The sequence below is a fragment of the Pseudoalteromonas sp. SiA1 genome, from assembly GCF_018732205.1.
GTDB lineage: Bacteria > Pseudomonadota > Gammaproteobacteria > Enterobacterales > Alteromonadaceae > Pseudoalteromonas > Pseudoalteromonas tetraodonis.
This window is the reverse complement of record NZ_CP076085.1, coordinates 24,488-42,979: the sequence shown is the minus strand read 5'-3', so window position 1 is coordinate 42,979 and position 18,492 is coordinate 24,488. Positions and strand designations below refer to the sequence as shown.

The window sequence follows — 18,492 nt, the reverse complement described above, 5'->3', positions numbered from 1 at the left end:
GTTGTTGGCGCCGCAAATACGGATTTGGTAATAAAGTAGAAACAAAAAAACGCAGCCTAAAATTAGGCTGCGTTTTTTAAAAGCGAGAGATTAAATCGAATCTAACTTATTTTAACTACCTGTTTGCCAGTAAAACCACCTGCTAACTGGTTATTTAGTGCAGCCGAAACAGCGTTTGCATTAAAATCAACAGCTAAAACTTCTGGAGGAATTATCTCGCCATTTGCTACCGTTTCAAGCAACAAATTACCCATAAAGCTCATCCGCTGCTGCGCACAGAGGCTGTTGGCCAACCACGCGCCTCCTAAGGAGACAATACTAATATTAGGCGCACGCCGATACATTAGCTGCTGTTCGAAGTTAGGGAGTGGATTTAAACAAGCAATACGACCACAAAAACGCATTAGTTCGATATTTTGAATGGTCGATTCCCCACCCATAATATCAATAACAGCGTCAAACCCTTGCGGACCTAACTCTCGACGAATTTTGTCACATAAGGCTTTATCGTTGTAATCAAAGACCACATCGGCGCCGAGTTGCTTAACTAACTTATGATTGCGCTTAGAGGCGGTGGTAAATACATCTGCACCGCGCTGCTTGGCAAACTGAATAGCAAATTGCCCTACAGCGCCAGCACCACCTTCAACAAAAAGTGTATCGCCCTCCGTTACTGATAGTTTATCTAAGCTGATCAATGCCGCCATTCCGGCGCAGGGTAAAGTTGCAGCTTTTTCACTGGCTAATTGCTTGGGAATAATAGACACCGCATAATTAGGTACTTTTGCGTATTCGCTCAGTACCCCTTGCTCACCTACGCTGGCGTGCCACATAACACGCTCCCCTACCCCCGGAAAAATACCTTTACCCGCTTTAACCACTGTTCCCACTGCATCCAAGCCTAAAACATGCGGGTATTGCCACGTACAAAAGCCAGACTTGGCAAATTGTGCATCCACCGGGTTTAAACCAACGTACTCTACTTTTACTAATAACTCATTCCCTGTGCACTGAGGCACAGGTAACTGAGTATCCGATAAGTTAATATCCTCATTGGGCTCATTTAACACAATAGAGCGCATTAATGTAGGAATAGTATTTGGGTTTGTATCTGCAGTATTAGGCATCAAAAACTCTACTTGTTAGTATTACTTAACGCGTAACTCCATCGCCCATTAAATGACTGGTAGGCATTTACTTTGGCAAGTAGCGATGAAATAGTTGAATCAACGGCATTTTCTTGTGCTATTAAAACATCCTGACGCGCATCTAACAACTCTAAGTAAGGAATTTGCCCTTCTTCGTACATTGCTTGTGCTTGTAAAAATGCATTATTAGCAAATTGATAACGCTCATTAGCAAAGCGCGATTGCTGTGCTTGATTGACCAATAATTGCAGAGAAAGTTCACTCTCGTTAATCGCTTTTAATACCACTTGTTGGTAATCGGTATACGCCGCTTGGCTTAAAAACTGCTGCGCATCGCGTTGTGCTAAAAGCGCAGGGTAACTTAATAATGACCACTGCAATTGCGGCGCTACTTGCCATTGCTGCTGGGTATCACTAAAACCGTTGCTCTCTAAACTTAACACGCCTGCAAAGCCGCTTAAGCTAATATCCGGCAATAAAGCTTTGCTGGCTGCTACACTCAGGCTATTTGCTTGGCTAAAATCAAATAAAGCACGACTTATATCAGGTCTTAATGCTATTGCATCATTAGGCTTTGCCAATGACACCGCAAATGCCTTAGTTAATATAGTACGTTCATCATTAATACTCAGTGATTGCGTAGTTTGCGCGCTTAATACGGCCAAAGTAGATAAGTCACGGTACTTGGCATATTCAATTGCCGGCACCAAGGCTTGCTGCTGTCTAAGTTGCGCCATAGTGCGGTTTAAGTCGAGCTCATTCGCCACACCTTCATCAACTTGGGCCTGTAGCACTTGAATGCTTTGTTCAAGCGCTTCTATTTGCATCTCAATAATTTGCTGCTTTTGCAGATTACCTTGATAACTCACAAAGCCTTTAACCACAGCCGACACCACTTCAATTTGCAATAACCTAACTTGCTCAGCTTGGCTCATTGCTTGTGAATTCGCGGCATCGACTAACGCAGTAATTCGACCAAATAAGTCGAGCTGCCAATCAAGTGCTATATTCGCACTTGATTGTCTGCTATTGGTATTGCCTAGCCCGCTTCGCTTTGCACCAACCGCAACACCGCCTTGCGGTAAGTATTGCGCTTGTTGCTCGCCAATACGCGCCAAAGCGCTTTTTAATACCAGCTGACTAGTTTGTAAGTCGTAATTATTAGCAAGTGCGTTGCTCACCAGTTGGTTTAGCTGCGCTGAGCCCAGCTTGTGCCACCAGTTTTGCTCATCTTCACCCATAAATTGCTCTGCAGATATTGCCTTGGCAACAAACTCATTAACCTGTTGTTGCTGAGCGGCTGTGTCAATTTTACTCGCACAACCTGATAACACAGCAACCGCTAATACAGAACTCAGCCATGGCGATAATTTAAGGGCGCTTAGGTTAAATTTAGTCATGTGAAGACTCCTCAACGCGCGGCTTTTTTACCACCAGCATATAAAACACCGGTGTAAATAATAGTCCAAACACAGTTACCCCAATCATGCCCGAGAACACCGCATTACCCATGGCATGGCGCATTTCTGCCCCAGCACCGGTTGCCAATACAAGCGGTATAACACCTGCGGTAAAGGCAATTGATGTCATTAAAATTGGGCGTAAACGTAATCGACACGCCGCTAACATCGCCTCAAGGTGCGATAATCCGGTGTCATGCTTATCTTTAGCAAATTCCACCATAAGGATGGCATTTTTAGAAGCCAATGCGACCAGTACAATCAACGCTATTTGGGTAAATATGTTGTTGTCTGAACCTACAAACCACACTCCTAATAACGCTGAGAAAATAGTCATAGGTACAATTAAAATAATGGCCAGTGGTAAACGTAAGCTTTCATACTGTGCGGCCAGTACCATAAACACCAGCAATACAACCAGAGGGAATACATACACCATGGTATTACCGGCTAATACTTGCTGGTACGTTACCTCAGTCCACTCATATTCAATACCAGTAGGCAATGTTTTTGCTAGTACAGCTTCAATCGCCAATTGCGCTTGATCAGAACTATAACCGGGCGCTGGGCTGCCATTAAGCTCTGCACTTGGGTAGCCGTTGTAATGCATTACACGATCAGGACCAATAGTAGGCGTTACCGTTAATACTGAGCCTAACGGCACCATATTACCGGCACGATTACGCACTTTTAGGTTTAGTATTTGCTCTGGGTCTACCCTAAAATCAGCATCAGCTTGGGCATTAACCTGGTAAGTACGGCCAAATAAATTAAAGTCGTTTACATACACTGAGCCTAAATAAATTTGTAACGAGTTAAACACTTCATCTAATGGAATACCTTGAATAAGCGCTTGCTCGCGGTCAATATCAATATCCATTTGTGGCACTTGAATTCTAAAGCTTGAATACAGCCCCATTAACGCCGGATCTTTTTGCGCCGCAGCAATCACTGATTGCAAACTGTTAAATAAGGCTTCAAAGCCTTTGTTAGCTCTATCTTCTATTTGCAGTTTAAAGCCGCCTGTGGTGCCAAGGCCTTGAATTGGCGGTGGTGGAAACACAGCGACAAAGGCTTCATCAATGGCCGCAAAACGTTGGTTTAGTTGCGCTGCAATAGCCGAAGCCGACATACTCGGATCAGTACGCTCTGCAAAAGGCGCCAGTGGCGTAAATACGATGCCGCTATTTGGGCTATTAGTAAAACCATTCACTGAAAGACCAGGAAACGCTACCGTGTTCGCAACCCCAGGGACCTCTAATGCAATTTGCTGCATTTGTTTTACCACCGCTTCTGTACGGTCTAAACTGGCAGCGTCAGGTAACTGCGCAATAGCGACTAAGTATTGCTTATCTTGTTGTGGAATAAACCCACCCGGTACTGCATCAAACAATTTAATCGTACCGCCAACTAAAGCAATATACGCAACCATAACCACAACACTCATACGAATAAGCTTTTGTACCAGCTTTTCATACCCTTTAGCACCACGGTCAAACACGCGGTTAAAAGGTTGAAATAACCAACGGCCAAATAATTTATTAAGCACGCGGGTAAACGCATCAGGCTCGGCATCATGTGATTTTAACAATAAAGCGGCCAGTGCTGGCGACAGCGTTAATGAGTTAAACGCCGAAATTACCGTTGAAATCGTAATGGTTAATGCAAATTGTTTATAAAACTGCCCTGAAAGCCCAGTAATAAAAGCCGTCGGAATAAATACCGCACATAATACTAATGCAATCGCAATAATAGGGCCGGTTACTTCCGTCATTGCCACGCGGGTGGCTTCAAGCGGTGATAAGCCATCTTCTATATTTCGCTCAACATTTTCTACGACCACAATTGCGTCATCAACCACAATACCGATTGCCAGTACTAAACCAAATAGCGATAAGGTATTAATAGACACTCCAAGCCACTGCATTACGGCAAACGTACCAATGAGTGAAATAGGCACCGCAATTAACGGAATAATAGACGCGCGCCAGGTTTGTAAGAACACAATAACCACAATCACCACCAGCACGATTGCTTCGAGTAAAGTGGCGATTACCGCATCAATTGAACCACGAACAAATACCGTTGGATCATAAACAATGTCGTATTCAACACCTGCAGGAAAGTCTTTTGATAAACGAGCCATGGTTTCACGCACCTGATCAGAGAGCTCAATGGCATTTGACCCTGGGCGTTGAAATATTGGCATCGCTAAAGCGGGTTGATTATCAAGCTCAGCACGCAATGCATAAGAATCTTGGCCTAAATCAACACGTGCCACGTCTGACAAACGGGTAAGCTGCCCTTGCTCCCCAACTTTAATAATGACTTGTTTAAACTCTTCAATGCTATTAAGGCGTCCTTTGACGTTTAATAGAATTTGGAACTGACTGTCATTTGAAATCGGTTGCGCACCTAAACTACCTGCTGCAACTTGCTGATTTTGCGAGCGTAGTGCATTGACCACGTCACTTGCAGTAAGCTCACGTGATGCTAGCGCATCGGGGTTAAGCCAAACTCGCATTGCATATTTACCACCACCAAATAAACGAATATCACCCACACCAGGTAAACGCGCTATTTCATCTTTAATATTTAAATCGGCATAATTTGATAAATACGCGGTGTCATGGCTGTTTTGGGGTGAATATAAATGCACCACCATGGTTAAATCGGGTGATGATTTTTCAGCAACAACCCCTAAACGTTGCACTTCTTGTGGCAAACGCGGCAGCGCACTATTTACTCGGTTTTGCACTTGCACTTGGGCACGGTCTAAATCAGTGCCTAACGCAAATGTCACAGTGAGCGTCATACGTCCGTCACTGGTTGCTTGTGAAAACATATACAGCATGTTTTCGGTGCCATTTATTTCTTGCTCAAGCGGTGTTGCCACTGTTTGTGCAATAACCGTCGGGTTCGCACCTGGATAACTGGCAGTCACAACCACTGTCGGTGGTACGACTTCTGGGTATTCACTGACAGGCAGCTGAAATAATGAAATGCTACCTGCAATTAAAATAATCAACGACAGCATGGCCGCAAAAATCGGTCGCTGTATAAAAAAGTGTGAAAATTTCATCTAATAACCTTATTGCTTAGCAACTAAATCGGCAGGGTTAGCACTTAGCGTAAATGCCACGCCTTGGGTATTAATTGCCACTTTATTTGGTGATATCGGCATACCGGGTCCTACACGAGCAGGGCCGTTTACAGCAATAATATCGCCTTGCTCAAGTCCTGATGTGATGGCTCGTAACGATCCATAGCGCTCACCTACAGTAACCAATTTATATTGCAGCACATTATTTTCGCCTACCGTTAACACAAAGCGATTTTTTAAATCTGTGCCTATGGCTCTGTCTGGAATAATGACAGTTTCACGCACTGCATTAGCAGCTAACTTAATGCGTGCAAATGAGCCCGAACGCAGCTCGTTACTGCGATCATCAAATACCGCACGAACGCGTAAAGTGCCTGTAGATGCGTTAATTTGATTATCTATAAAGTTAATATGGCCGCTATAGTTAAAATCGTCTTGCCCTACTTTTTGCATTACAACAGGCTGTTTGCTTGCAGCTGTTACTTCGTCAAATGCGCTATTCCAAGTACGTTCATCGACATCAAAGTAAGCGTACATTTTGTCATTAGAAACAATTGAAGTAAGCACGCTTTGCCCTGCAAGTACGTTGTTACCTTTGGTAATATTTGCGCGAGAAATCACGCCATCAATAGGAGAAACCACTGACGTAAACTCTAGATCGAGCTTTGCAGCTTTAAGCTGCGCTTGCAGTGCAGCAAGTTGTGCTTCACGCTGACGTAAAGTCGATGTACGCGCTTGTGCTTGCTCAGTCGAAATGGCTTTTCGCTCAGTTAAGCGTACAGCACGCGATGCTTCGCTTTTTGCTTGTTCAAGTGCTGCTTGAGCACTTTTTACCTGAGCGCTTAAACTGTCAACGGTTGCAGCGAATGAGCGATCGTCTAAACGAAATAATACATCGCCTTGTTTAACGCTATCCCCTTCTTTAAATTCAATTTGCTCAATAATGCCGGATACACGCGGCATTAATGCCACTTTCTGCGGTGACTCTAAGCGTGTTGTATAGGTATGCCAACTTTGAACTGGCTTAACCAAGACTTCGGCTACATCAATAGCTTGTTGTTGCTGTGCGGGGGCTGATTGCGCTGTACTTTCATCGGCACAACCGGCCAGTGTGATTAATGCAACAGATAGTGCTGTAGCAATTAAGTGTTTGTTCATAACGACGCTCCTTTTAATTTAGCATTGCATAATACGGAACATACTTGATGACAAAAACAATAGATTTTTAAATTCATTAGTGCCAAAATGGCATCAATACTCACTAAGTGATGAAATAATGGATACAACCAGTCGACTATTAATGCTGCTTGAAGTGGTAGAGCAAGGCTCATTTGCAAAAGCAGCCGAAATACGAAATATTGACCGCTCAGTGATCTCTAAGCAAATTAGTCGGTTAGAGGATGAACTTGGGGTAAGACTATTAAACAGAACAACCCGCTCATTCTCTCTTACAGCAGCGGGCGCTGAAATGATAAAAAAAGCGGGTGAGCTGCGAAGCCTGCTTGGCGAAACGGTGCGCATGGCAGAAAACTACCACCAAGAGCCTCGCGGCGTATTAAAAGTGACCGCATCGACTTTAATAGGTCGACGCTACTTACAGCCAGTGATCAACGATTTCCAAAAACGCTTTCCACAAGTGGAAGTAGAACTGCGTTTAGATGACCGACTGGTTGATATTGTATCTGAAGGATTTGATTTAGCGTTTAGAGTGGGTGAACCCAAAGACTCATCATTAATTGCTCGTAAAATTGCCCGTAATCGTTTGTTACTATTAGCCGCGCCAGCGTTTATAGAAACATACGGTATGCCAACAACAATCACTGATTTGGCACAATTGCCAGCGGCCAGTTATGCCAGCAACTCACTGCGGGTAGAAGGCATAAATTACTATAACCACACTGGCGAGCACTGCGAGCAAAAAATAAAAAGTGTGTTTAGAGCAAACGATGCAGAAGTATTACTGATGAAAACTCTCTCTGGCACCACCTACTTTTTAGCGCCGGCATTTATTTTAGATAAAGAAGTGATTGATGGGCAACTAGTGCCCTTACTTACCGATGTAAAATTAATGGAACACAGTGCAATGTATGCTGTATACCCACACCGAGATTTACCGGTAAGAACACGATTGTTTTTTGATGCCGTGCGTGAATACATTGGCAAAGAAAGACCGATTTGGGAGAACAGTATTCCTAATTTTGATCAAATGTATTAAGCCGCATCTGCACAGAGGTTAATATCAGAAAAAACCGCATTGCGCCCTGCATCTTTCGCCTTATAAAGCTGCTTATCTGCTTGCGCTATTAATTCGGTCAAATTTTGTTGTTGGTACTTAACAACGCCAACACTGGCTGTTAAATTTATGGTTATACCATTGGCTTCAATATATTTATTTGCAACGGCTTGTCTAAGATTTTCAGCCATTGCCAGCGCGGATTGTGCACTATCAAAATTGCTCATTAAAGAAAATTCTTCACCCCCCACCCTAAACACATACCCTTTTGCGAAAGTAATCCTAAATAGAGTTGCCAACTCAACCAGCACTTTATCTCCTACATCATGGCCGTATTCATCATTTATTTGTTTAAAGTGGTCAAGATCAATTAAAAACAAGTACAACTGTGACTTGTCTTTTATCTCCACTTCAAAATAATGACTCATAGATAAACGGTTTCCTGCCCCCGTGAGAGGATCAAGTAAGGCCAAGTTTTTAAGTCGCTTCGAAAATTCGGCCCTATTTCCTTCAAAAACATGAGAAATGACCCATATAATAATATAAATAAACAGTAAGTTGAGCGCTAGGTTAAAAGAGGAAAAATAAGGGCTTGGTAATTTATAAAGCAACACTGATGATTGCATAACCAAAAGTGTGGCCGATAACACAATACCGTATTTTCGACCAAGAAGTAGATAATACAAAATGGGTAAAGAAAACGCCCACAAAAACAGACCATTTTTAAGTGGTGCCAAAAAGGTTCCACATAATATAACTAGCGTTACAGTCATACAAACCGTTATGGCATACCAGTTTCGTTGCTTGTTTTTAACCAATTGTATAAAAATATAAAAACAAAGTGCGGAAAAACACACCTCTAAGCCGCCTACAATATAAAAATGATTTTTTGATAGGTTAAACACAGCAAAAATAAATGACAACAAACCAAAAAATAAACACATCCATTTTAAGACATGCTTACGTAATATTTTTGTGCTATTAAGAGCGGCTATATCCATAAAAAACTTAAATCAAAACTAATCGTTTATATTACCCCTGAAATGCAATAATCACAATTTTATGCTTAACAACCCCCTTTAAAATAAGCAAAAAGGATTGGTTAAATGCAGCTATTCTGTAAGCAGCTCATTAACTGTCCCAACCAAGTCAGCAAATTCCTCATCAACATGTGCGACTTGTTTAGGGCTTAAGGTTTGATTTAATTTAACCAGCAACTGTGCGTATGCCCTTAAATTTTCCTCATTTCTCTCAATGAGTTCAGCACTCATAAACAGCTCTCGTTCTGTAATGATAGTGCGTAACTGCTGCGCAAATTGGGCATCATCAAGGGTTTGCTGATTAAACAGTGCTTCAAGTGCACCTAACCGAGTTAGTTTATAGTCATACCATAAATTGCTGGTACTGATATATTCACTGTTGGCTTGTGACACTAGCGTTCGCTGCTCTGAGGTGAGCTTACCAAGCCATTGTTCGTAGTAGTCTAGTTGCCTGTCTAAACGAGACTGCTGATGCTCCTCTTTGGTTAATGAAGCGTGCTCTTTTATTTCATTATTAATTTGCTCACGAATGTTTTCTATCATTTCACTGCGTTGTGATGGAGTTAACGTTTTTGCCAGCTCGATTAAGGGATCACTCGCGTACAAAAGTAAATTGCGCCAATGCTGCTTTACCTGCGTTATTTTTGCCATTAACTGCGCTGTATCGGCTTGTTTATCGAGCAACTGCCTTAAGTCGAGTAAATCGGCTTTATATTTTGGTAACTCAACCTCTCGATGCCAATCTCGGGTGTTATTAATAATCACTTTTAACTGCGTTGATTGGCTTTTGTTTAAGTCGACATAATCGTCTATCCAAAACGAAGACAGCCAACCAAGGTTGTTATAAGCAAAGGAAGTAGAACAACTGGCAATAAACAATAAACTGGTTATAAAAATAATTTTGCTTAGTTTTATATTTTTTAAATTATTTAACATTAACAGACCCCGTTTTATGATGCTTTGGTTGCCAAAAATCATCATAAGTAATTATGTAAGCTATTGCTCGCTTTTATTTTTTTCATTTTTCTATAGAATCGCAAGCTAACGCAATTTATATCATGACTATATGCTTAAGTTTAGAATTTTTGAGCTATAGTTAAAGCTACTTGTTAATACGTTTGTATACCTAGGTTATAAACGTTGGCGTTATTAATTTAGCTCATAATTTTTTACCTATCCCGAATAGATTCACTAGGTAAGTTTTACTTTTATGGCGCTTACATAGAACGACAACTAATTTGGAGACATGCTTATGTCACAGTCTAATTTTAAAGCACTGCTACTGGCCGGTATTATGCTCGCTACCCCTCTTGCCCATGCTGGACTAGAAGAAGGGATCAGAGCTGCTAATGCGGGTGAATTTGAAGAAGCACTTAAAGAGTTTAATTATTTAGCTGACAAAGGCTATGCACCGGGTATTTACGAATTAGGTAAGCTATACGAAGGTGGCCATGGCGTTACCCGTGATTATTACAAAGCAGCTGAGCTGTACCAACAAGCCGTTAAAAAGAACCATGTAGATTCAATGTTTGCACTTGCGGTTTTATATGACGAAGGCAATGGCGTTAAATTAGACAAACAAATGGCCATAACCTTATTCGAAAAAGCTGCAAATAAGAACCTTCCCGCAGCACAGTATAACTTAGGTGTAATGTACGCAAATGGCGATGGTGTTAGCCAAGATTATAAAGCCGCCAGAACATGGTATGAAAAAGCCGCTGCTAATAATTACACATTGGCGCAGTTTAATTTAGCACTGATGTATTTTGAAGGCTTAGGAATGCCAAAAAATCTTGAAATGTCGTATGTGTGGAATACCATTGCCGAGTATAACGGCAACATGCAAGCCAGTCACAGCCGTAAACTTGATGAACGTACTATGCTTCCTAAAGAGGTAGCTGAGGCCAAAGAAAAAGCCGATGCAATTTATACCAAAATTTTAGCGGGAACGTATGCTGGCGAAGGACGCCTGTTTTAAGTTAGCTATTAAAAAAGCTGAATGAAGTGATTCATTCAGCTTTTTTGTTTTAAACGCTACAGGCTATTTTACATAAAGCCACTTTAGCACTTTGATCAGTAATTTATTTTGTTTAAGTAATAAACCAATGCGCGGGTTAACCGAGCCAGAGACTAAGGTATTTTTTGCATGGCTAAAGGTGAGAAAACCTTCTTTGCCGTGATAATGCCCCATCCCCGAATGCCCCACGCCACCAAATGGCACATCATCGGCAGCTACTTGTATTAATGTGTCGTTTACCGCAACTGTTCCGCTAAGTGTTTGCTTAATAAGGTACTGTTGCGCCTGTTTATCTTGACCTAAAATGTAAAGGGCTAATGGGTGGTCGCGTAATCGAATATAATTAAGCACGTCCTCTAATTTGTCGTAACTCATAATGGGTAAAATGGGACCAAATAGCTCTTCTTGCATTAATGTCATCTCATCTGTTACGTGCGTAACAATATGCAGACCCATACGATGCTTTTCGCCATCTTGCTGGTTTTGTTCAAGCGGTTTAGTAATTTTAGCGCCTTGCTCTTGTGCTTGCTCTAAATAACCTAGCAAACGTTGATAATGTGCAGGGCTAATAATCGAGGTCAGGTTTTTGCCTTCTACGCCTTGCTTAAAGTGTTTTTTATAATGGGTACAAAGCGCTTTAATGAATTGATGCTCCAATGCTTTAGGAACAAACACGTAGTCAGGCGCTACACATATTTGCCCTGCATTGGCCATTTTTCCAAATAATAAAGCACGCGCGGCTTTATTTACATCGGCTTTTTCTAACACAATAACGGGCGATTTCCCGCCGAGCTCTAATGTTACCGGCGTTAAATTTTTACTGGCCGCGGCCATAACTAACTTGCCAACGGCAGTCGAGCCTGTAAACAGCAAATGCGCAAATGGCAATGATGAAAACTCACTTGCCACGTCGCTACCACCTTGAATAATTGTGCAGTGTTGGCTTAATTCACCTGCAAATATTTTTTCAATAACGGCATTGGTGTTAGGCGTAAATTCACTGAGCTTTAACATCATCCTGTTACCCGCTGCAATCGCGGTGATGACCGGCACCAATGCCAATTGAATAGGATAGTTCCACGGTGCAATCACACCCACCACGCCAATAGGCTGATAGGTTACACTTACTTTTGAGGGCCATAAGCTTAACCCCGCGCTGCGCTGACTAGGCTTAGACCAGCGAGGTAGCTTTTTAATAATATGCGCAAGTCCCTGCATGGTGGGCAAAATATCCCCCACTAAGGTATCGAACGCCGTTCGGTATCCAAAATCTTTAGATACTGCAGCAATCAAGTCTTGCTCTAACGTTACAATGTTAGCGCGTAATTTTTTGAGTAAAGCAAGACGTTGCTCAATGGGTAAATAAGGGGTGTCTTCAAAAGCATGCTTTAGTTCATTAAATTGCGAACGCAAAGACCCTGTAGATAATGTGTAAGTGTTCAAAATAGGCTACCCGATTTATAACGTTTTCAAGACTATAACCTTGTTCTGTTACTCGAGCAATAAAGAGTGATTTTGCAACACGAGGTAAAGGATTGCAAAAACACTCAACAGGTTGGTTGGAACGCATACCGATGCACTGCTTTTGTGTGCATCGGTTATCTGTTTTGTTAGTTGATTAAAGTGGGTTATTAAAAACCAAAAACTTGGGCTGCTATGGTCATTGTTACTAAGGTAATTAAAACAATAGCGACAATATTTAACACAAAGCCAGCACGGATCATGTCTTTCATTTTAATTTCACCCGAGCCAAACACAATCGCATTGGGTGGTGTGGCTACTGGCATCATAAACGCACAACTACACGCAATCGCAGCTGGAATAACCCACACTAACGGACTGCCTGTTACTGACTCAGCAACGGGGCCTAGCAGTGGTAAAAAGCCTGCTGCTGTTGCCGTATTACTGGTTATTTCGGTTAAGAACGTAATCAGCGCAACCACAACAAGAATGCTCATTACTAATGGAATAGTACTCGCCCCTTCAATCATATTGGCAATGTAGTCAGCTAATCCTGATGACTTTATTTGCGAGGCAAGTGTTAATCCGCCACCAAATAAAAGCAACACACCCCACGGCACTTTAGCGGCACTTTCCCAATCTAAAATACGCGCATCGCTGCCTTTATTTGCCGGTAGTACAAACAGTAATAATGCAGCGGCAATAGCAATACCGGTATCTGAAATTTTAAGCCCGGTAACATCGCCTAATAAAGGTCTAAATATCCAACAAATAGCGGCAAGCACAAATACAAACAACACGCCCTTTTCAGCACGTTGCATTAGACCTAAGTCTTTTAGCTGTGAAGAGAATACCGCTTTAGTATCAATTCGCTTGTTTGCTTGTACATTCGCATCAACTTTGTAGGTAAATTTAGTTAGCCAAATCCAGCTGATGATTAACATGCCAAGTGCTAATGGCACACCAACTATCATCCACTGGGCAAAGCCAATTTCAATCTGGTAGCTATCTGATAGGTATGCAGCCATTAATGCATTCGGAGGAGTACCAATTAAAGTAGCAATACCACCAATACTCGCACCATAAGCAATAGATAGTAAAAGTGCTTTACCAAACCCCTCATTACTAGGATCTGAGCTTTTAACTAAATGAGTGATAGATAAGGCAATAGGCAACATCATTACTGCGGTAGCGGTATTAGACATCCACATTGATAAAAATGCAGTCACTAACATCATGGCTAAAATTTGTAAACTTGGTTTTTTACCTGCATAAAGCATAGTTCTTAATGCAATGCGCTTATGTAATCCCCAACGCTCCATTGCAATTGATATTAAAAAACCGCCTAAAAATAAAAAGATCAGCGGATGCGCATAAGGAGCTGCAACACTTTTTATAGCCGCTATATCTACTACAGGTGAAATCACTAACGGAAGTAGTGCAGTAGCAGGAATGGGCACAACTTCACTTACCCACCACGATGCCATCCAAAATGCTAAGCCTGCAGTTTTAAAGGCAGCAGCCGACATCCCTACTGGCGGCTCAACTAAGCAAGTAAGTAGCATGACACATGGGCCAAGTAACAATAACAGCCACTGCATAAACGGCTTTTTATTGGCGTTATTTTCTAAAATACGTTTTGTCATATTAACAGCCTTTAAAATTTATATTTAAGACCAAGCGCAACACTGTTATCAGCATTTTCTTCTAGGTCGAGGTCAGTGTACAAAAGGTAAGCCGTGGTTTGCTTGTCAAAGATGTAGTCTACACCAGTAGTCCATTGGGTAGCGTCTGACGCTTGGCGCAATTTTGAATCATCTTTTGCAAATTGTACTTTAGGTACCCATTTATCTAGCTTGTAGCTTGCGCTTAACACGTAACCATTACCTGATTTAGTACCATCAATTGATTCTGAATGTTGGTATAACGCACCTAATTTTAGCTTTTCAAATTTATATACACCTGCGATACGACTTGCTTTAATGTTATTAAGTGAGTCAACATGGCTAATTGAAATAGAGTATGGTGTTTTATTTAAACTACGGTCACCATAAATCAGGGTTGCCGCAAATCCTGCTTCGTTATCTTTGTTGTCATCTTTTGGCGCATAGGTAAATGAAAACTGTGCATTGTGCCAGTATTTAGAGGTATAAGTAATGGTGTCGCCTAAGCGATCTTGTCCTGCAATAACTTGTGAAATATCTGCTTGGGTTTCGTTAAAGTTATCAAGCTTGCCTTCTGAATATTTAAAACGCGTGTCGTTTCGCCCTACGACCACTTCACCAAACGCACCTTTTAGGCCAAGGTAAGTATTACGTGCTGCAAAAGGCTCATTGGTATCGTCGTGTTCAAAACCTTTTACTTGAACCTCGTATTTAAATACGGCAGTAAAATACTCATTTAATTTATGGTCCCCTTTAATACCAATACGCGAAAAAGGGGCATCTATTTGTGTGCCTTCATCTGCGTAACGCATAATGCCAGTATCGGTGTTGGCAATTTGTACTTCGGCTTTACCATACACAGTGTAATCTGCAGCAAACGCTGTTACAGGTAGTGTGGCAGCACTGCATAACGCAGCAAGTACTGAACCTTGGAATAGATTATTTTTCATTATGTATCCTAATTATGTGATGTTACTTGTTGTCTACAACTGTAGAGCAAGAACATGACCAACTAGATAATAACAATAAATTTCAGTGACTTAAAAAATAAAACCATGATAAAAAGCTTTAAAATGTGCGGATTTCCACACACTTTAAATACCTACTATCACCATTTCCACCCACTAATCGGTAAACATATCTCGATTAAGGTTATATTTACTCATTTTATCGTAGAGGGTTTTGCGCGCGATTTGCAACGTTGCCATGGTGTCTTTAATACTGCCATGATTAAGCTCTAAGGCTTCTTCAATTAAAGACTGTTCATAAAAGCTGACCTTTTCTGCAAGGCTTAAGTCCAATGATAACGACGAGCCACTACTGCTTGAGTCACTCTGTGCAAAAGCCAGATCGGGGCCAAGTAGTACCGCTCGTTCAGCCTGGTTTCTTAATTCACGAACATTACCTGGCCAATCATGGGCAAGTAGGCGCTGTTGTAACTCAATATTAAGCGCACCTAAAGGTTTATGAAAACGAGTGGCCGCAATAGAGCTAAAGTGCTTAAACAACAAAGGAATATCGGCTTTTCTATCTCTTAACGCGGGAATGCTGACTTTAACTAAACTCAATCGATAGTATAAATCGGCTCTAAACTCACCTTTTTCTACCAACGAAAGTAAATCGACCTTAGTGGCCGCAACAATACGAATATCAAGGTCAATGGCTTTATTTGCACCAACGGGAGTAACTTTTCGCTCTTCAAGCACCCGTAGTAATTTAACTTGTAGTGACAAGGGAGTGCTTTCAATTTCATCTAAAAAAACCGTGCCCCCTTGTGCAAACTCAAACTTGCCTTTGCGATCTTGTGTTGCGCCGGTATATGCACCACTAACAGCACCAAACAATTCACTTTCTATTAGTTGCTCAGGCACCGCGCCACAGTTAATAGCCACAAACTGACAGCTTGAACGGTTACTATGATCATGTAAGTAACGGGCAACCAATTCTTTACCTGTTCCAGTTTCACCTTCAATTAATACATCTGCGGGTGTATCAATCACTGTGTTGAGTAAGTTCATCATGTGCTGCATTTTAAGGGTCTCGCCTAAAATGCGCACACCGGGCGCGGAGGTCTTTTCAACCGCACGCTTCAGAGCTCTGTTTTCCATAACTAAAGCACGTTTGTCTGAGGCCCTAGCAATGCAATCTAATAAATTTTCGTTCAGGGGTTTTTCAAATAGATCATAAGCACCTAACTGCATTGCTCTAACCGCTACAGAAACATCGGCATAACCTGTTAAAAATATTACCGGAAGTTCACTGTCGAATGCTTTTACCTGCTCAATAAAAGTTAAACCATCCATAGTTGGCATATTTATATCACTGAGGACAACGCCATAAAAATTGCGACTTAAACGGCTTAAAGCAATACTCGCATCACTAAAGCACTGCACCTCATACCCTTCGAGGGTTAAAAGCTGATTTAACGAATCACGGATCATCGCCTCATCATCAATAACAACCACTTGCTTACAAACAACGGCTTCAATCATTTTTTGGGGCCTCTATGCTTGATAAACTAATAATAAACTGTGCACCGCCTTGAGGACGATTGTGCGCCGTTAAGTAACCATTAAATGAATCAATAATTTGCTTTGATATTGATAAGCCCAGCCCTAAACCATTACTTGACTTGGTACTGTAAAAGGGTTCAAAAATAGATCCCAGCACATGGTGTTCAATACCTGGACCACTATCTAAAATAGAAAGCTTAACGCGCTCCTCAAAACACTCAACATCGAAACTAAGCTCTCGTTTAGGCTCACCTTTCATTGCTTGTGACGCATTGGTGATCACATTAACCAGTACTTGTTCAAATTTTAATGCATCAACCCACACGGTGATCTCTTGCGAAAACTGCGGAGCACTGACGTTAACATCGTCTTGTTTAAGTTGCGGGTGGGTGATCATCAACGCATTGTTTAATAACGCCGACAGTGGATGTGGTCGCAATTGCATTGTCGCCGGCTTACTAAAGTGTTTAAGCTGCGCCACTATTTTATGCACCCGCTCTACTAAATTCTCAATAATAATTAAATTTTCACTTAATGCATTAAGTTTCCCCTTTTTGAGGAAAATTTTAGCGCTTGCCAAATAAGTGTTCATGGCGCTCAGTGGCTGGTTAATTTCATGATTAATACCCGCACTTAGTTGCCCTATTGTGGCTAATTTTGCCGACTGTACTAGTGCTGTTTGCGCTTTTTCAAGCGCTTGGGTGCGCTCTAATACTTCAAGTTCTAAACTGTGACGCGAGTACAGTAATTTTTTATATCCGGCAAAGCGTGCCAATAAGCTATATCCGACAAAAATAAATACCCAATAAAACAACACAAGCCATAACAATCTGGGCACCTGTAATGCATTTATGCTTGAAATATCAACCAATACCGTCATCGTTGCATTTAGGTGTGTCAGTGGTCTTGAAGCGGCAACATATTGATCTTTAGCAATTTTAAATTGCTCAATGCCCTGACTTTTGTAGCGCTGCTGCTTTATTTGTAACGGTTGATGATCTAAGTAAGCACGGCGCTGTTTAATATCGCGACGTGTAGTAATATCAAGCTCTGTAAACGTGTTTAAACGCCATGCTGGCTCATCTGACATAGCAATAATTTTATCCGCAAGCTGCAAATAAAAATGACTGCCTTTTGAAGTATTTAATAACGAACGATCGTTTTCAAATTTAGCGACATTAATTTTTAGTGCCACAACGCCAATGGCTTTGCCATCTTGGTAAATAGCCTGCGAGAAGTATATTCCGCGTTCTTTCGAGCGTTGTCCAAGAGCAAAGTAGGCGACCTTTTCTCCGGCAAAAGCTTGTTTAAAGTAAGGCCGAAATGCAAAGTTGCTCCCTAAAAACGTATAGTCGGTTTGCCAGTTGCTACTGGCAATAACGTCGCCATGAGTATCTAGTATGTATACATCTGAGGCACCGCTGGCTTGTTGAATATCAGCCAAGTAATTATTAATTGCATTAAAGTGTTGTGATTCATTATTAGTAAAACGAATCAATAAATTATTTTCAGTTAGCAGCTGAGGGATAGCCGCAAATCGAGCGAGTTCGTTATCGATATAATTATTTAATTGAATGACCTGTTGGTCAGCTTGAATTTTAGCTTGGCCTAAATCATAAGCACGACCAAACGAAAAGGTGACCACTAATAACAGCACTAACAGAATACAAGCAAAAATAATTTTTTTAGGGATGGAGAACATAAACGCCTATGACACCAAGGTGCCAATAATAAGTAATAGCCACTATTGTATCGATTTATAGGTCTTTGCAGAAGAAACTTTTTGTTAACAAGTGTATTAAAACTAAAAAACCGTGAAACTAAAAATATTTCACGGTTTAATTCCCTGCAAG

The 18,492-nt window shown here is 41.4% G+C and carries 13 protein-coding genes; 2 read left to right on the top strand and 11 right to left on the bottom strand.

The features are described 5' to 3' along the window. Window positions 1–101: 101 nt before the first annotated feature. The 4 genes from KK487_RS15705 to KK487_RS15690 are packed head-to-tail and all read right to left on the bottom strand — an operon-like array spanning window position 102 to window position 6,869. On the bottom strand, window positions 102–1,127 hold the full coding sequence (locus KK487_RS15705; RefSeq protein WP_016899702.1) for a zinc-binding dehydrogenase: 1,026 nt from the start codon (window positions 1,125–1,127) through the stop codon (window positions 102–104). 8 nt (window positions 1,128–1,135) lie between these two features. Then, on the bottom strand, window positions 1,136–2,548 hold the full coding sequence (locus KK487_RS15700; RefSeq protein WP_016899701.1) for a TolC family protein: 1,413 nt from the start codon (window positions 2,546–2,548) through the stop codon (window positions 1,136–1,138). Next, a complete protein-coding gene (locus KK487_RS15695; protein WP_016899700.1) occupies window positions 2,541–5,690 on the bottom strand; it encodes an efflux RND transporter permease subunit in 3,150 nt (1,049 codons plus the stop codon). Before KK487_RS15695 ends, KK487_RS15700 begins: the two co-directional genes overlap by 8 nt. Before the next feature lie 9 nt (window positions 5,691–5,699). Further along, on the bottom strand, window positions 5,700–6,869 hold the full coding sequence (locus KK487_RS15690) for an efflux RND transporter periplasmic adaptor subunit (RefSeq protein WP_028834103.1): 1,170 nt from the start codon (window positions 6,867–6,869) through the stop codon (window positions 5,700–5,702). 118 nt (window positions 6,870–6,987) lie between these two features. On the opposite strand from KK487_RS15690, the gene KK487_RS15685 reads away from it, so the two are divergent. After that, window positions 6,988–7,926, top strand: coding sequence for a LysR family transcriptional regulator (locus KK487_RS15685; RefSeq protein WP_008112392.1), 939 nt, complete (start codon window positions 6,988–6,990; stop codon window positions 7,924–7,926). On the opposite strand, the gene KK487_RS15680 is transcribed toward KK487_RS15685, so the two are convergent. Both KK487_RS15680 and KK487_RS15675 read right to left on the bottom strand, forming a co-directional pair. Next, complete coding sequence (locus tag KK487_RS15680) at window positions 7,923–8,945, bottom strand: GGDEF domain-containing protein (protein WP_016899698.1); 1,023 nt, start codon at window positions 8,943–8,945, stop codon at window positions 7,923–7,925. The genes KK487_RS15685 and KK487_RS15680 overlap by 4 nt on opposite strands. A gap of 111 nt (window positions 8,946–9,056) precedes the next feature. Beyond that, window positions 9,057–9,920, bottom strand: coding sequence for a DUF6279 family lipoprotein (locus tag KK487_RS15675; protein WP_016899697.1), 864 nt, complete (start codon window positions 9,918–9,920; stop codon window positions 9,057–9,059). Window positions 9,921–10,236: 316 nt separating this feature from the next. Between KK487_RS15675 and KK487_RS15670 the strand changes: the two genes are divergently transcribed. Next, complete coding sequence (locus KK487_RS15670; RefSeq protein WP_013463177.1) at window positions 10,237–10,962, top strand: tetratricopeptide repeat protein; 726 nt, start codon at window positions 10,237–10,239, stop codon at window positions 10,960–10,962. 63 nt (window positions 10,963–11,025) lie between these two features. Here KK487_RS15670 and KK487_RS15665 read toward each other — a convergent pair whose 3' ends face one another. From KK487_RS15665 to KK487_RS15645, 5 genes are all read right to left on the bottom strand, one after another. Further along, complete coding sequence (locus tag KK487_RS15665; RefSeq protein ID WP_036954927.1) at window positions 11,026–12,444, bottom strand: coniferyl aldehyde dehydrogenase; 1,419 nt, start codon at window positions 12,442–12,444, stop codon at window positions 11,026–11,028. A 188-nt stretch (window positions 12,445–12,632) separates the two neighbouring features. Beyond that, entirely contained in the window at window positions 12,633–14,108 is a 1,476-nt protein-coding gene (locus KK487_RS15660; protein ID WP_016899695.1) for an SLC13 family permease, read from the bottom strand. An 11-nt stretch (window positions 14,109–14,119) separates the two neighbouring features. Beyond that, window positions 14,120–15,076, bottom strand: a complete 957-nt coding sequence (locus tag KK487_RS15655; protein ID WP_016899694.1) for a porin — start codon at window positions 15,074–15,076, stop codon at window positions 14,120–14,122. A gap of 174 nt (window positions 15,077–15,250) precedes the next feature. Next, on the bottom strand, window positions 15,251–16,618 hold the full coding sequence (locus tag KK487_RS15650; RefSeq protein ID WP_036954930.1) for a sigma-54-dependent transcriptional regulator: 1,368 nt from the start codon (window positions 16,616–16,618) through the stop codon (window positions 15,251–15,253). Then, the gene (locus KK487_RS15645; RefSeq protein ID WP_036954933.1) at window positions 16,611–18,341 is read right to left on the bottom strand and encodes a sensor histidine kinase; all 1,731 of its coding nucleotides are present in this window, start codon (window positions 18,339–18,341) and stop codon (window positions 16,611–16,613) included. Before KK487_RS15645 ends, KK487_RS15650 begins: the two co-directional genes overlap by 8 nt. Window positions 18,342–18,492 lie beyond the last annotated feature (151 nt).

Excerpts from the sequence above, each read along its gene's own strand:
- KK487_RS15685 (WP_008112392.1), top strand. The coding sequence starts at position 6,988 with ATGGATACAACCAGTCGACTATTAATGCTGCTTGAAGTGGTAGAGCAA.
- KK487_RS15650 (WP_036954930.1), bottom strand. The coding sequence starts at position 16,618 with ATGATTGAAGCCGTTGTTTGTAAGCAAGTGGTTGTTATTGATGATGAG.
- KK487_RS15680 (WP_016899698.1), bottom strand. The coding sequence starts at position 8,945 with ATGGATATAGCCGCTCTTAATAGCACAAAAATATTACGTAAGCATGTC.
- KK487_RS15655 (WP_016899694.1), bottom strand. The coding sequence starts at position 15,076 with ATGAAAAATAATCTATTCCAAGGTTCAGTACTTGCTGCGTTATGCAGT.
- KK487_RS15645 (WP_036954933.1), bottom strand. The coding sequence starts at position 18,341 with ATGTTCTCCATCCCTAAAAAAATTATTTTTGCTTGTATTCTGTTAGTG.
- KK487_RS15705 (WP_016899702.1), bottom strand. The coding sequence starts at position 1,127 with ATGCCTAATACTGCAGATACAAACCCAAATACTATTCCTACATTAATG.
- KK487_RS15660 (WP_016899695.1), bottom strand. The coding sequence starts at position 14,108 with ATGACAAAACGTATTTTAGAAAATAACGCCAATAAAAAGCCGTTTATG.
- KK487_RS15675 (WP_016899697.1), bottom strand. The coding sequence starts at position 9,920 with ATGTTAAATAATTTAAAAAATATAAAACTAAGCAAAATTATTTTTATA.
- KK487_RS15695 (WP_016899700.1), bottom strand. The coding sequence starts at position 5,690 with ATGAAATTTTCACACTTTTTTATACAGCGACCGATTTTTGCGGCCATG.
- KK487_RS15670 (WP_013463177.1), top strand. The coding sequence starts at position 10,237 with ATGTCACAGTCTAATTTTAAAGCACTGCTACTGGCCGGTATTATGCTC.
- KK487_RS15700 (WP_016899701.1), bottom strand. The coding sequence starts at position 2,548 with ATGACTAAATTTAACCTAAGCGCCCTTAAATTATCGCCATGGCTGAGT.
- KK487_RS15690 (WP_028834103.1), bottom strand. The coding sequence starts at position 6,869 with ATGAACAAACACTTAATTGCTACAGCACTATCTGTTGCATTAATCACA.